Source organism: Flavobacteriales bacterium, assembly GCA_013001705.1.
Classification (GTDB): domain Bacteria; phylum Bacteroidota; class Bacteroidia; order Flavobacteriales_D; family JABDKJ01; genus JABDLZ01.
The window spans coordinates 1-13,244 of record JABDLZ010000096.1; the positions used below are offsets into that span (position 1 = coordinate 1).

Consider the following 13,244-nt stretch of genomic DNA (forward strand, 5'->3'; position numbering starts at 1 on the left):
GCGCAAGATCAAGAAGAACTGTAATTGTCCTGAATGGTCACAGACCCTCCCTGCTGATGAGATTCACACCTGTAGGGTCGAGCCTTGATACGATAGAATATTGGCGTGGCGTATTGCTCCATCATATTCCTAAAGGAGCCGCTAGGTATTCGGCTGAACTGTTGGCCGAGTCCCCGATAGTTCTACATATCAGCCGACCACGGAAGACCAAGTTGGGACATTTCAAGCGGGCCACCTCCAGAAGTATCCCTGAGATCTCCATCAACGTGGATCTGGGATCCGAGCGCTTCCTCTTCACCCTGATCCATGAGATCGCCCACTGGAAAGCCTTCGATCTATATGGCCGAGGCATCAGACCACATGGACGGGAATGGAAGTCCCTTTTCATCGAGCTTCTTCGACCGCTTTTGCAGAAAGAGGTCTTCAGTCCCGGAATAGCGGCTGTCATCCAGGAGCATCTCCGTTCTCCCAAAGCCTCCTCCTGCAGCGACCCTCAACTCCAGCGCGCCTTCGATCGGGCAGAGGGTATCCATCGACCCCACTTGGATGAGGTCCCTTATGGTCAAGTGTTCACCTTGAACAATGGAAGAACCTTCATCAAGGGACCCAAGAAGCGCACTCGCTATCTCTGTCAAGAAGTAAAAAGCGGTAAGCGCTACCTCATACCGGGAGCCATCCATGTGCTCGATCACGTAGAAAGCGTGTAATTTGCACCGCTAAAACCAGCACTCTATGGAGAAGGATAAGAACTATTGCGTGATCATGGCCGGGGGTATCGGAAGCCGTTTCTGGCCCATGAGTCGTACCGAGATGCCCAAACAGTTCTTGGATATTCTGGGCACAGGCAAGAGCCTCATCCGACAGACTTTCGAACGATTCGAGAATATATGCCCCGCTGAGAATGTACTGGTGGTGACGAATGCCGCCTACAAGGACCTGGTGCTGGAGCACATCCCCGAGTTGAAGGAGGACCAAGTGCTCTGTGAGCCGGAAGGAAGGAATACCGCTCCCTGTATCGCATACGCCAACTACCGCATCGCTTCTCAGACCGATGAGGCCCATATCGTGGTGGCCCCTTCCGATCATCTGATCGCTGATGTCCCGGAATTCGAACGATTGGTCGGTCTCGCGATAGCTGAGGCTTCTGAGACCGAGAATCTGGTGACCCTCGGTATCACACCTACCCGCCCCGATACCGGCTATGGATATATCCATTTCGAGGAGAAAGCAGATGCTAGAGATCCTTTGGTCAAGAAGGTGAAGGAGTTCAAGGAAAAACCCGATCTGGAAACTGCTAAGACTTTTGTAGCGGATGGGAATTACGCTTGGAATTCCGGCATCTTCATCTGGAGTCTGAAGAATATCATGGAGAATTTCTCCATACACCTGCCCGAGATGGTACGACTCTTCGATGAAGGGAAACAGGTAATGGGAACCGATGAAGAAGACGCTTTCATCCGGGAGAATTTCTCGCGGGCCGAGAACATATCCATCGACTACGGAGTTTTGGAACGGGCTGCCCATGTGTCGGTCATAGAGAGTGATTTCGGATGGTCCGACCTGGGCACCTATGGATCCCTGTACACCCACCTCAGTAAGGACAGCGATAAAAATGCCATCGTGGGTGCCCGCAGCAGGTGCTACGATTCTTCCGGCAATTTCATCAATACCACTTCCGGCAAATTGGTCGTGACCAAAGGATTAGAGGATTTCATCGTGGTGGAGACGGAGAAGTCGCTGATGATCATTCCCCGCTCTGAAGAGCAGTTCGTCAAGAATATCGTCAATGACCTGAAGGCGGATGGTGAGTCCGAATTCTATTGAGCGATATACTGGGTAAGGCGGATGAAGGCCTCCACGCCCAGCTGCTCAGGTCGTTCCATCTCGAATTCTTCCGGAATCTCTTTCTCACCCAGCATTCCTCGAAGCGAGTTACGCAAGGTCTTCCTGCGCTGATTAAAAGCCGTCTTGACCACCTTCTTGAATAAGGCCTCATCACACGGTAGCTTCTCCACCTCATTCCGTTTCAGCACCAGCACCCCGGATTTCACCTTTGGGGGTGGGTCGAACACGTGCTCGTCTACCGTGAAGCAATACTCTGCGTCATAATAGGCCTGAAGGAGTACACTCAGTATTCCGTAATCCTTGTTTCCCGGCCCACTGGTCACCCGCACAGCCACTTCTTTCTGGAACATGCCCACCACTTGAGTGACCTGGTCCCTCAAGTCAAGGACCCGGAAAAGGATCTGTGAACTGATGTTGTATGGAAAATTCCCGATGATGCAGAAGGGCGGTGTGATCATGGACAGATCCATCCGTAGGAAATCCGCTTCGTAGATCCTTTCCTTCAAAGTCGGGTAGTGCTGCTGTAGGTAGCGTATGGACTCTGTATCCAGATCCACTGCATGGAGCTCAAGAGCTTCACGCTCCAGTAGGTACTTGGTGAGTACCCCGGTACCCGGCCCTATCTCCAGTGCAGACCGGCAATCGCTATCCAACAAGGAAACGATGCGCTTAGCTATACCCTCATCCCGCAGGAAATGCTGCCCGAGATGCTTCTTAGCTCTGACCATGCGTATATACGACTTCGATAATGGTACGGAAGGCTACGAATCGGTCTTTGTATCGCTCGGAATGTTCAGCTTGTAAGGCAGGAGCCTCTTGATGTACGTAGCGGTGGTAGGATTCCATATCGGGTGCGAGATACTGGATGGAATAGGTCACACCTCCTTGATCCTGTGCTAGTACCTTGCCCATGCGGCTTTCCACAAATCTACCGGTCGCCATGACCTTGGGTATGTGGTCTTCCTTCATCCAGATCAACCATTCATCATGCACTTCATGGTCGATATTGATAGTCACGTTGTAGAGGATCATCGAGGGTGAAGATATCCCACATGCGGAGTGGATTGTACAGGAGAGCAATTTTATTCATCTTTAAGGTGACCAAACACCGCCATATGGGAGATCAACAGATCAGTCACCTGACCGGAAAGGATAAGAAGGAATTCCTCAGGTATTTACTCGATGATATTGCGGCCCTCGAGCACATGGAGAAAGAGGGGATGATCGAAGCGGGCATCACGCGCATAGGAGCCGAACAGGAATTCTGCTTGGTAGGAGCCGACTATAGACCTTCTCTCAACGGTCCAGAAATACTGGGCTCGATAAAGGATAAGCACTACACGGCAGAATTGGCCAAGTGGAATCTGGAGATCAACCTCGACCCTCAACCCTTCAAGGGGAAATGCTTCAGCGCGATGCATACGCAGTTGAAGGAATTGCTCGAATTGGGCAAGGAACAGGCGCTGAAAAGCGATGATAAGATCATCCTGACCGGAATCCTGCCCACCATCCGGAAGAGCGAACTGGATTTCGATAATATGACGCCCAATCCCCGCTATCGGGTCTTGGACCAGACCATGAAAGAGCAGCGTGGTGAGGATTTCAATCTCTACATTGAAGGGGTGGATGAACTGAGCCTGAAACACGACAGCATCCTCTTTGAGGCCTGCAATACCAGCTTTCAGATCCACCTCCAGATCAGCCCAGAGGAATTCGTGGACAGATATAATTGGGCACAGGTGATCTCAGGTCCCGTGTTGGCCGGTTGTGTGAACTCGCCCATTCTTCTTGGTAAAGAACTCTGGAGTGAGACGCGTATCGCCCTGTTCAGACAGAGCATCGATGTACGCAATACGGGGAACTACATACGAGAACGTCAACCGCGTGTGGCCTTTGGCCATAAATGGCTCGAGCACAATGCTGCTGAGATATTCAAGGAAGACATCTCACAATACAACCTCATCGTATCCGGTCAGATCGAAGAGTCTGCCTTAGATGTGCTCGACCGCGGAGAGATCCCGGAATTGCGGGCCATGAATCTGCACAACGGCACTATCTACAAATGGAATCGAGCCTGCTATGGCATAGGGGGTGGAAAGCCGCATCTGCGCATAGAGAATCGCTATGTCCCCAGCGGTCCCACCACCATCGATGAGATGGCTGCCACCGTATTCTGGACGGGCCTCATGATGGCCATGCCGGATAACTGCCGGGGCACCTGGCATAGGAGGATGTTCTTCCAAGATGTGAGGAGCAATTTCCTGAAGGCCGCCCGAAACGGACTAGGAAATGAATTCCGCTGGTTCGGTCGGTCAGTAGATGGGCCACGTCTCATCAACGATGTGCTCCTACCCATGGCAGAGGAAAGCCTCTATGACCATGGAATCGAAGAGGAGGATTATCTCCCCTACCTGAAAGTGATCGAAGCGCGTGTGGCCAAGAAACAGACGGGTTCTGACTGGATCATCAACTCTTTGCGTCATGCACGAAGAGAAGGAGCCAGTGTCAACGAAGCGCTACTCTTGGTCACCCAAAGTATGCACAAGCAGGCCGATGAAGGCGCCCCTGTGCATGAATGGAGCGTACCCGAGTATAAGGAGCTGGTGCATATCCCCGGCAAGTATCAGCGGGTGGACAGTATCATGTCTACCGATATGATCACTGTACGCGAAGACGATCTGATGAGTCTGGCCGAGCGGCTCTTGGACTGGAATGACCATGACACCCTTCCGGTAGAGAATCTCCGAGGACAGGTCATCGGTCTGATATGCCTGGATGATATCAAGGAAATGAAGGATTCGGTCAATGACCCTACCTGGTCACTGGTCAAGGATTGGATGCAAAGGGACATTACGACCGTAGGTCCAGAAAGCTCGATCGATCATGCTAAAAAAGCCTTGGTCCTCAATAAATCCCTATGTCTTCCTGTGGTCAAAGACAGCCGTCTGGTCGGAGTGCTCACAAAAAGTGATATTCGCATTCTCGAAGAAAAAGGGTGAGCAGGAAAGTACATTTCGGATATCAGGGGGAAGTATGGGAATTGGAGCGGACGGTGTTCCGCTATGGTCATACCGACCACCGACTTCCACGGGTCATCATCATCGCAGCCATACATGGAAATGAGCCTACCGGTCTCAGGGCATTGCTGGAATTGAAGCCCTACCTCAGGGAGCATTCAGCAAAACTTCAAGGTGAAGTCATCGGGCTGATAGGCAATATGCGGGCGTTGGAACAGAGCAAGCGATATATCGATAAGGACCTCAACCGTATGTGGGCACCCTCCATTCAGCCCGAAGGGCGTAGCGAGGATATGGAGAAAGCCGAATTAGAACCATACCTTGAAGAGCACCTAGCAGGTGAGGGCAAGCGCTATGTGCTCGATCTGCACACTACTTCAGCAGAATCCCAGCCATTTATGAGCGTAGCAGATACCGATGTCAATCGGGAATTTGCTGCACATTTCGAAATGCCCGGTATCTCGGGTATAGAGCGCTTCATCGAAGGTCCTTTGCTCAATCATATCTCCCAGCTAGGACATGTGGGTCTTGCCTTCGAGGCCGGACAACACCAGGATCCCAAGTCGGTAGCTGTGCATGTGCAATTCATTCTGGAATCCCTGCATCATTGTGGCATATTGCCTTCGGAGCGATTCAATGAACCTAAGGAAGTCGAGGAATTCGACATCGTGTATCGACACGGTATCATTGAAGAGGATGAATTCGTGATGAATCCAGGCTATCGGAATTTCACCCCCATCCATAAAGGACAGATACTCGCCCATGATAAGCATGGAGACATCCGCGCCCCAAAAGACGGGCTCCTGTTCATGCCTCTCTATCAGCCCGATGGGAATGATGGCTTCTTCATTATACGTTGATCGATGAGACCGGGCTTTGCATTCGTATACGCACTTCTTCTTGCAGCTACGATCATCACGGCCATAGAACCCTCTCTGTTAGAATTCCATGCCTGGGTCAAACCCTTGCTTATGGGAAGCTTGATCATCTACGTGGTTGTTCAAGGAAAGAGGCCTTTCCCCAAGGGCCTGCTCCTTCTCGCATTGGTAGCAAGCCTTGCTGGTGATGTCCTTCTACTTCCTCAGATAGGGCCACATGGATTCCTGGCCGGACTGTTTGCCTTCCTCTGTGCACATGCTATCTACATCTATCTCTTCACTTCGGTCCCTCAAAAGGTGCTGGAGGTCTCTTTTATCCGTAAGAATCCCTGGGTCATCTTTCTCAGTATCCTCTTCGGCCTGTGGATGTTCTATCGGCTCAAGCCCGGTGCCGGTGATCTGCTCTGGGCCATAGTCCTCTATATGTTGGTCATCTTGACCATGTTGGTCACAGCACTGGATAGAAAGGGAAAGGTGTCACATAGAAGCTACGTACTTGTGAGCATGGGAGCCCTCCTCTTTGTGATCTCAGACAGTGTGTTGGCCTGGAACCGATTCATAGAACCGCTATCTCAAGCGCCTATATGGATACTGGGTACCTATGGACTGGCCCAATTGGCCATTGCTCAAGGTGTCGTGCTCCAGTCAGAGTGAGTCCTTCAATATCTGAAGAGCCCATATTTCAGGATACACCACATGGCTCGGAATCCGTCTTTCCAGCCGATCTTCTTTCCATCCTCATAGGTGCGACCATAGTAGGAGATTCCTACTTCGTAAATGCGCACCCCGGGAATCCTGGAGATCTTGGCTGTGACCTCGGGCTCGAATCCGAATCGTTTCTCATGGAGGTCCAATCCTTGGATCATTTCTGTACGGAAGAGTTTGTAACAGGTCTCCATATCGGAAAGGTTCAGATTGGTCACCATATTGGAGAGAAAGGTCAAAAAACGATTGCCGATGGTATGCCAGAAGAAGAGTATCCGATGCGGATTGTCTCCTTTGAATCTACTCCCATAGACCACGTCTGCATCTCCGCTCAGTACGGGCTTAAGCAACTGAGAATATTCTTGTGGGTCATACTCCAGGTCCGCATCCTGTATGATGAGGAATTCTCCGCTCGCTTTGGAAATGGCCGTATGGAGAGCCGCTCCTTTTCCCTGATTGGCCACGTGGGAGTGATACGCTATCTGCAGTTCTGGATGCGCCTCCATATAGCGCCTGATGGCCCCTTCGGTATCATCGGTCGAGCAGTCGTTCACGATGATGAGCTCCTTCTCGATACCTCCTGGAAGTCGTACTTCTCTCACCTTATCCAGAATCAGGTGGATGGTGCGCTCCTCATTGTAAGCTGGAATGATAATGGAAAGGGTGTCGATGATGGTCCTTGTGATGTGCTGATGAAAATAGCCGATCCTGTGTCTTCAGAAATGAGCGCTACACGCAATCATTCGATGACCTCTTCTTTCTGCTCGAAATCCTCCAGGTCATCTCCTCGCAAGAAGCGGAAGCGTTTGCGTGCTTCTGCTGCGTATAGACTGTTGGGGTATTCGATGAAAAGCTGCTTATACAATTCCATGGCCTCATCGGTGTCCTTGAAGACACGCTCTTGTAACTCGGCCCGCTCATAGAGCGCATTGTCGGCCAGAATATCATCGAAGTACATGGCCCCGATCTCTTGATACATGCTATCCGCCTGTATGAAATCCCCTTTTTTCTTGGCGATATCGGCACGTAGGTAGATGATCTCATCGTCCAGACTATGAAAGGGATACTCTGCATTGATACTATCCAAGGTGGTCACTGCTTCATCCAATCGGTTCTGGAAAGTGAGTAGATCGGCCATGGCATAGAGTTCCATGGGTCGCTGGATGGTGTCCAGATTATAGTTGTCCGTGATGAGCAGGGATAGATCCATGGCATCATTGGAGATCAATTTGCTAGTGGATGCTTTTAATACATCCAATTGCCCTTGGGCCCACTCGAAATCCCCTGCGTAGTAGGAGACACGTGCGTTGCGGAACTTGGCCTCTGCACCCAATGCATCTTCTTTGAAATCCTTCTCGACCTGCGAATAGTAGAGGGAAGCATCCCAGATGTACCCTTGCGTGAGCAAGGCATCTCCCAACTGTAGTTTTATCGATGCTCTGAACTCCTGCGAGATCCCTGGACTCCGCATCGCGCTATCCAAGAGTACGATAGCCTTTTCTCCATCGTGGATGTAATAGGCATTGAGCTCTGCCTGTTCAGACAGAAGCCGGGCCGACTCCGGTCCAGGACCCAACTCACTGATGGCCTCCGAAAATCTGCCCTCCAATGCCTTCACTTCTTCCAATGGGGGAAGAAGGTCATAGGTCAAAGCCTTTTTGGCCGAGACCAGTTCTAAGCTTTTTGCGGTCTCATAGTAGCGTGTGCCCGGACCCTTCTCGTCCACGATGTATCGGTAGCATTTGGCCGCTACGTCATAGGCTTCATTATTACTGCATAAGCTACCCAAGGCGACCATGCGTTTACCATCCTCCTGCAGGCGCTTGTCCATGGCCTTGGCCTGGACGAAGGCCGCATTGAACTCCTTCCGTTGCGTGAACAACCAGATCAACATCTCATAGTAGATGGGGTCAGTGGTAGACTGGGTCTTCTTGAGCAATGAACCCTTGAGCATATCCACCCGTGGATCATCCGACTCGAAATCGAAGGTGCGGTTCAGGTTGTTCTGGACGGTGCGCAAATACCCTTTATTATAACCGATGAGATTCATATACTCATCGATCATCTTCTCATGATCCCCTATGGTGCCATATAGACTAGCGATCTCGTAGCTATAGGGATAATTGTCGGTCGCTTGACGCTTGGCCTTCTCGTAGGTGCTCAAGGCATACTCGGCTTTGTTCTTGCGCACAAAGGCGTCTGCCAGTTTCTTGGCCTGAGCACGGCCCGGTCCTAGTTCCTTGATGGCCTTGTCGTAATTGTCCTTGGCCTTATCCGGCCTTCCTGATGTCTCTAACATGCTCCCGAGTTCCACATAGAGATCCAGTCGGGTGCGGTTCTTCTTAAGGTGCTTCTCTACCAGATCCTGCGCATCATCCATGCGGTCGGTCTCGGTGAGGCTTTTGAGATAGTACTGGAAATAGGTGTCGTTGGGCTTCTTCTTGTAGATATCCTCCAAGTAGAGCAGGGCTTTCTCATACTCACCATTCTGATAGTAGTAGGTGGCCAACTCCTCCTCGTTTCCCTGAGCGAGAATGAGCAAGGGAGAACATAGGATCAGGATCGTAAGAAGCTTTCGCATGCGGTCTTTGGCATCAATTATTGTTCCGAAGGTAGCGGGCCTAAAGCCTGTATCACACTATCCACCTGAGGCACCATTCGAAGATAACCCCTCCGACCCCTTGTCATCAAGGTGTCCAACTGATCCAATGTATTGCTGATCTTCACCATGGCCGACTGTTCATCTGCAATGAATTTCTGGGCCTGCTCCTTATCGATCGCCTGATTGACGAGATCGGTCTCCAAGTCGGTCAGTTGTTGAGCGCTGATCTCCAGTTCTTCTTGGATCTTCATGCGTTTCTGTGGAAGTCCCTTGAACACCTTGCTGAACACCTTGAAATCAGCCATGAGTAGGCTCAAGTCCCGAACCATGATTTCTACACGGGCATCGTAGTGATCGGTAACGGTGCGAATGCGTGACGTGACATCGGCAGAAGTCATGGGTAGACTATCTGGGTGGAGCCTCTTCAAGCGTGCCTGCTCTTGTGTCACTTTTTCTTGGAGGCGGTCGATCTGCCATCGCTCCTCGGTCAGATCGCTACAGCTGATAAGCCCGAGTACGATCAGGAATATACTTGCTCTTTTCATCGGATATAGTCGAAACCTGTGAATGGAACGAGCACTTCAGGGATCTTGATGCCCTCGGGGGTCTGATTATTCTCCAGCAGAGCTGCGAGGATACGCGGCAAGGCAAGTGCCGATCCGTTGAGTGTATGCGCCAATCGGTTCTTCTTATCCGCTCCGCGGTAACGGAGCTTGAGGCGGTTGGCCTGGAAGGTCTCGAAATTGGAGATGGAGCTTACTTCCAACCAACGCTTTTGAGCTGCAGAATAGACCTCCATATCGTAGGTCAATGCCGAGGTGAATCCCAGATCGCCTCCACACAAGCGTAGCTTGCGGAAAGGAAGCTCCAGCTTCCTGAGCAATTCGACTACATGGGCCACCATCTGCTCGAGCATGGCATAGGATCGATCCGGGTGTTCTATGACCACGATCTCCACCTTGTCGAATTGGTGGAGGCGGTTCAAGCCACGTACATCCTTCCCGTAGGAGCCGGCTTCCCGTCTGAAACAAGGAGTATATCCACTTTGTTTCACCGGAAGGTCCTCTTCCTTGAGGATCACGTCACGGTACATGTTCGTAATAGGCACCTCGGCTGTAGGGATCATATACAGGTCATCTACCTGCATATGGTACATCTGGCCCTCTTTATCAGGTAGCTGACCAGTCCCATATCCTGAAGACTCATTGACCACATGCGGAGGGATGACTTCTTGAAATCCTGCTTTCTCTGCCTCACCCAGGAAGAAATTGATAAGTGCACGTTGGAGCTTGGCCCCCTTGCCCATATACACCGGGAAGCCCGCTCCGGTGATCTTGACCCCGAGTTCAAAATCGATCAGACCGTATTGCTCGGCCAGTTCCCAGTGAGGCTTGGCACCCTCATGAAGGCTGGGCACCTCTCCCTCGGTGCTGACTATTTCATTATCTGCATCGGACTGCCCGTCCGGTACTGAGTCATGCGGTGCATTGGGAACGGTGTAAAGCAATTCACGTATCTCATCTTCCACCGCGCTCATCTCCTCCTTGAGCCGTTGGATATCCTCTTTGAGCTCGGCCGGTCGTGCTTTTAGTGCTTCGGCCTCCTCTCTCTTGCCCTGCTTGTAGAGCTCTCCGATCTGCTTGGAAATGCTATTGGATTCGGCCAGCAGTCCATCGGATTCGGCCTGGATCTTCTTTCTACGGTCGTCCGTATCCAAAATCCGATCCAGAGTGTCTCCTAAGGATACTCCTCGTTTCTGCAAAGCTTGGATCAGGGCGGACTTCTCTTCTCTGATGCGATTGACCTCTAACATGTGAATGTGTGGCGTATCGGTGTGAAACAAAAAAAGGACTCCACTCCCGGAAGATCGGGAAGGAGTCCTTTAGGATTTTCTTAACGGTTGCGACTCCTAAGCTTCTGCAGGGCGAACCGAGACGAAGGACTTGTTATTCCTTTTCTTCTGGAACTCCACGGTCCCATCGATCAAGGCGAAAAGGGTATGGTCTTTCCCCATTCCTACATTATCACCGGGATGATGCTTGGTCCCGCGCTGACGGATGATGATATTACCAGCAATGACAATCTCACCTCCGAATTTCTTGACTCCGAGTCGTTTACTTTCTGACTCTCTTCCGTTCTTAGAACTACCGACTCCTTTTTTATGTGCCATGGTATTATTCTTTTAAATCGTTCAAATGATCAGGCGACTCCGCCATCCAATTCATCTTGCCATTTCTTGAGCTCGTCCCATTTGCCTTCAGCAGCCATCTCAGCCTGTTTGGGCCAGGTATCGGTCACGTGATTTCCACGTACCTCTGAGATGATCTCGGAGATCTCTTCTGGAGACTTCTTCGCTAGCTTGGCAAAGGTATCTACACCGGCCTCAGCGAGGGTAGATGCGATCTTAGGTCCGATGCCTTCGATCTTCTTGAGGTCGTCACCGCCTTTGCTCGCTTTGGCTTTAGGCTTTTCAGCTTTAGCAGCTGGAGCAGCTTCTTTCTTAGGCTCGGCCTTCTTCTCCTCTTTCTTAGGAGCAGCCGCTTTGGCACCTGTGGCGAGGATAGACTCGATACGGATGGAGGTCAGATACTGACGGTGTCCATTCTTCTTCTTGTAGCCTTTCCTTCTCTTCTTCTTGAAAACGATCACCTTGTCACCTTTGAGGTGCTCCATGATCTTAGCGGTCACTGCCGCTCCTTTGATAGCCGGGGCGCCAACAGTCACGGAACCATCGTTATCGATGAGGAGGACCTGGTCGAATTGGACCTTGTCACCTTCCTTACCGGAAAGACGATTCACGAAGACTTGCTGATCTTTCTGCACTTTGAGCTGCTGCCCTGCTATGTCTACGATCGCATACATCTGCGTGTGTTTTAAATAAGTTAAACTTTCTAAAAGGGCTGCAAATTTAGGGAATTGTTGATAAGTGGGGAAAGAATTTATTGAAGAATAATGGGAGTGTGGGGCGCTATTCCTCCCGCTGCATCCCACTCGGGGAGGGGGACATCTTTGGATAGGACGTTTGGGTGCTTTCAAGGAGATCATTCAACGATAACCTATCCTCCTCTAAGAGGAGGTGGGCCGATCGAAGAGCGGCTCGGAGGAGGAATTAATCCACTACAAAAGGCACCTCCATCGTCTCACGCCCTGAGATGACTCTCAGTACATACCTTCCAGAGGAGAGTTTGCCTCGCTGGAGGGTCAAGATTCCAGAGTCAAGTTTCAAGAGTTCGGTCCGCAGGAGCTTGCCGGTCAGGTCATGGATCTCAAGGGTAGCTGGTCCTGGGAGATCGCCTAGATCCAGTGTGGCGGTGGTGGTCAGGGGGTTGGGGAAGAGGGAAATCTGTGAATCCGCCCATTCGGCAATTGAGCTGACAACAACAAAGGTCGAAGTAGAAATGTCAGAACATGGGAAGTCTGTCCCGACTTGAACCGAATAATTGCCATTCTGTAAGGCAAGGTATTCCTGGTCAATTGCACCTTCTATCTCTTCTCCATCCAGAAACCACTGATAAGTATCTCCTTCACTGGCGGTGAGCAGTGCGCCCTCATCGGTAAAACTCACTTCGAATAGAGAGCAGTCATAGAGGGTGCTCCACGTGGTATTGGTGACGATGGGTGGATTGGTATCGAAGAAGATATGGGCGGTGTTATTCAGTTCGGTCAACAGTGGTGTGCCTTCTATAGGTTTCATACGATAGGAGACCAGTCCATGGCTCTCTGGTTCATTGTTGACCGAATCCGGCAGCATGATATTCTGGAAGTAGAACTCCACTTCTCTATCATTTGGCTTGACGGTGGTAAAGACCGAGTGAGAATTTGCCACCAACTCAAATGTGCCCAGATCCAGATCATCGTCAATGGTGTCTCGGATAATGACATCTGTAGCTGGTGCATTACCGGTGTTTTGAAACCGTACGAGGAATTCCAAGGTGCTATCCGGATGGACATAGTGCTCTTCTGAATAACCGACTGGAAAGACCTGTTTGTCATTGGGGTCGTAGGCGCAGGTGAGTGTTTCAGCGATGGAATCCGAGCCCATCGCTACGACCTCATCCTGATAATTTCCCACTATCTGCACAGAGGAGGCTAGCTCCTCACCTATGAAGTCTACAGTAGGGGTATGTAGCCAGATCAGAAGACACGTCAACTGGCCTGGTACCAATTGGTCGAAACTGAAAAACACCGTATTATCAC

The 13,244-nt window shown here is 50.9% G+C and carries 14 protein-coding genes; 5 read left to right on the forward strand and 9 right to left on the reverse strand.

The features are described 5' to 3' along the window. The first annotated feature begins 56 nt into the window (after positions 1-56). Both HKN79_03750 and HKN79_03755 read left to right on the forward strand, forming a co-directional pair. Positions 57-707 (forward strand): hypothetical protein, encoded by a 651-nt coding sequence (locus tag HKN79_03750; protein ID NNC82667.1) that lies wholly within the window; start codon positions 57-59, stop codon positions 705-707. A 25-nt stretch (positions 708-732) separates the two neighbouring features. After that, positions 733-1,824 carry an NTP transferase domain-containing protein gene (locus HKN79_03755; GenBank protein ID NNC82668.1) on the forward strand — a complete coding sequence of 364 codons (1,092 nt, stop codon included), beginning with the start codon at positions 733-735 and terminating at the stop codon, positions 1,822-1,824. On the opposite strand, the gene rsmA is transcribed toward HKN79_03755, so the two are convergent. After that, entirely contained in the window at positions 1,818-2,579 is a 762-nt protein-coding gene (gene rsmA / locus HKN79_03760; GenBank protein ID NNC82669.1) for a 16S rRNA (adenine(1518)-N(6)/adenine(1519)-N(6))-dimethyltransferase RsmA, read from the reverse strand. The genes HKN79_03755 and rsmA overlap by 7 nt on opposite strands. Beyond that, entirely contained in the window at positions 2,560-2,877 is a 318-nt protein-coding gene (locus HKN79_03765) for a DUF4286 family protein (protein NNC82670.1), read from the reverse strand. The genes rsmA and HKN79_03765 overlap by 20 nt, the downstream gene beginning before the upstream one ends. A 65-nt stretch (positions 2,878-2,942) precedes the next feature. On the opposite strand from HKN79_03765, the gene HKN79_03770 reads away from it, so the two are divergent. From HKN79_03770 to HKN79_03780, 3 genes are read left to right on the forward strand one after another with little or no spacing between them, the layout of a single operon-like run. Further along, entirely contained in the window at positions 2,943-4,844 is a 1,902-nt protein-coding gene (locus tag HKN79_03770; GenBank protein NNC82671.1) for a CBS domain-containing protein, read from the forward strand. Further along, complete coding sequence (locus HKN79_03775) at positions 4,841-5,722, forward strand: hypothetical protein (protein ID NNC82672.1); 882 nt, start codon at positions 4,841-4,843, stop codon at positions 5,720-5,722. Before HKN79_03770 ends, HKN79_03775 begins: the two co-directional genes overlap by 4 nt. A gap of 3 nt (positions 5,723-5,725) precedes the next feature. After that, complete coding sequence (locus HKN79_03780) at positions 5,726-6,394, forward strand: lysoplasmalogenase (protein ID NNC82673.1); 669 nt, start codon at positions 5,726-5,728, stop codon at positions 6,392-6,394. Between the two features lie 5 nt (positions 6,395-6,399). On the opposite strand, the gene HKN79_03785 is transcribed toward HKN79_03780, so the two are convergent. From HKN79_03785 to HKN79_03815, 7 genes are all read right to left on the reverse strand, one after another. Next, positions 6,400-7,119 (reverse strand): glycosyltransferase family 2 protein, encoded by a 720-nt coding sequence (locus tag HKN79_03785; protein NNC82674.1) that lies wholly within the window; start codon positions 7,117-7,119, stop codon positions 6,400-6,402. Between the two features lie 65 nt (positions 7,120-7,184). Then, the gene (locus HKN79_03790) at positions 7,185-9,026 is read right to left on the reverse strand and encodes a tetratricopeptide repeat protein (GenBank protein NNC82675.1); all 1,842 of its coding nucleotides are present in this window, start codon (positions 9,024-9,026) and stop codon (positions 7,185-7,187) included. A 17-nt stretch (positions 9,027-9,043) separates the two neighbouring features. After that, positions 9,044-9,592, reverse strand: a complete 549-nt coding sequence (locus HKN79_03795; GenBank protein ID NNC82676.1) for a hypothetical protein — start codon at positions 9,590-9,592, stop codon at positions 9,044-9,046. After that, positions 9,589-10,860 (reverse strand): serine--tRNA ligase, encoded by a 1,272-nt coding sequence (gene serS, locus HKN79_03800; GenBank protein ID NNC82677.1) that lies wholly within the window; start codon positions 10,858-10,860, stop codon positions 9,589-9,591. Before serS ends, HKN79_03795 begins: the two co-directional genes overlap by 4 nt. A 96-nt stretch (positions 10,861-10,956) precedes the next feature. After that, positions 10,957-11,217 carry a 50S ribosomal protein L27 gene (gene rpmA, locus HKN79_03805; protein NNC82678.1) on the reverse strand — a complete coding sequence of 87 codons (261 nt, stop codon included), beginning with the start codon at positions 11,215-11,217 and terminating at the stop codon, positions 10,957-10,959. 29 nt (positions 11,218-11,246) lie between these two features. Continuing rightward, on the reverse strand, positions 11,247-11,909 hold the full coding sequence (rplU, locus tag HKN79_03810; protein NNC82679.1) for a 50S ribosomal protein L21: 663 nt from the start codon (positions 11,907-11,909) through the stop codon (positions 11,247-11,249). A 247-nt stretch (positions 11,910-12,156) separates the two neighbouring features. Then, entirely contained in the window at positions 12,157-13,197 is a 1,041-nt protein-coding gene (locus HKN79_03815) for a T9SS type A sorting domain-containing protein (GenBank protein ID NNC82680.1), read from the reverse strand. Between the last annotated feature and the right edge of the window lie 47 nt (positions 13,198-13,244).

Coding starts and splice junctions, on each gene's coding strand:
- HKN79_03750 (NNC82667.1), top strand. CDS start 57: ATGAGATTCACACCTGTAGGGTCGAGCCTTGATACGATAGAATATTGG.
- HKN79_03755 (NNC82668.1), top strand. CDS start 733: ATGGAGAAGGATAAGAACTATTGCGTGATCATGGCCGGGGGTATCGGA.
- HKN79_03765 (NNC82670.1), bottom strand. CDS start 2,877: ATGATCCTCTACAACGTGACTATCAATATCGACCATGAAGTGCATGAT.
- HKN79_03780 (NNC82673.1), top strand. CDS start 5,726: ATGAGACCGGGCTTTGCATTCGTATACGCACTTCTTCTTGCAGCTACG.
- HKN79_03790 (NNC82675.1), bottom strand. CDS start 9,026: ATGCGAAAGCTTCTTACGATCCTGATCCTATGTTCTCCCTTGCTCATT.
- HKN79_03795 (NNC82676.1), bottom strand. CDS start 9,592: ATGAAAAGAGCAAGTATATTCCTGATCGTACTCGGGCTTATCAGCTGT.
- serS (NNC82677.1), bottom strand. CDS start 10,860: ATGTTAGAGGTCAATCGCATCAGAGAAGAGAAGTCCGCCCTGATCCAA.
- rpmA (NNC82678.1), bottom strand. CDS start 11,217: ATGGCACATAAAAAAGGAGTCGGTAGTTCTAAGAACGGAAGAGAGTCA.
- rplU (NNC82679.1), bottom strand. CDS start 11,909: ATGTATGCGATCGTAGACATAGCAGGGCAGCAGCTCAAAGTGCAGAAA.